At 63.5% G+C, this 674-nt stretch carries 1 protein-coding gene and 1 pseudogene; one reads left to right on the forward strand and one right to left on the reverse strand.

Annotated features, from left to right (window positions below; translation table 11 throughout):
• Positions 1–173: c-type cytochrome (locus VQ044_RS25475; RefSeq protein ID WP_442873020.1), on the forward strand; the 173-nt coding region annotated here is incomplete at its 5' end.
• Between the two features lie 111 nt (positions 174–284).
• Here VQ044_RS25475 and VQ044_RS25480 read toward each other — a convergent pair.
• Positions 285–674: pseudogene (locus VQ044_RS25480) on the reverse strand (class I fructose-bisphosphate aldolase); the annotation flags it as partial.

Here is a 674-nt window from a genome sequence, read left to right on the forward strand (position 1 = left end):
TGACGGAATGGCTCGCCGACCCCCGCGCCGTCGTCAAAGGTACCAAGATGGCGTTTCCCGGGCTGAAAAAGCCGGAAGACCTCGCCAACGTTATCGCCTATCTCGCCGGCTTCGACGAAGAGGGCAAGGACCGCGATCCGGCCGAAGCGCTCGCTGCTGCGGCCGCGCAATAGGCTTTCGACGCCATTCTCGCACCAATCGAATATGACGGCCGCCCAAGGGCGGCCGTTGTCGTTTCAACCCGGCGTCCGCTCTACGCCGGGCCGAAGCGTTGTCGCCATCGATCAGGCGTAGACGTCCATTACCTGGTTCAGCAGTGCGATCGCCTCTTCCTTGCTGCGCTGGAACGAATTGCGGCCGATGATCGATCCGTTGCCGCCGCCGTCCCGGATGGCGCGGACCTCGTCCAGGAGCTCGTCGGTGTTCTTCGCCGCGCCGCCGGAAAAGACGACGATTCGTTTGCCCGCAAAGGCTGCCTGCATGATGTGGCGGACGCGGTCGGCGGCGGCTTCCCGCGGGATGGCGTGCTTCTCGTAGATCGGCTTCGCCGCGTCGAGGTCGATATGGGCGGTCGGCAGTTTCACCTTGATGATGGTCGCGCCCATCAATGCTGCCATATGCGCCGCATAGGCGATGATATCGAAGCCGGTTTCACCCTCCTTGGAAACCTTGCC

Source organism: Aurantimonas sp. C2-5-R2, assembly GCF_036549495.1.
Classification (GTDB): domain Bacteria; phylum Pseudomonadota; class Alphaproteobacteria; order Rhizobiales; family Rhizobiaceae; genus Aurantimonas; species Aurantimonas coralicida_A.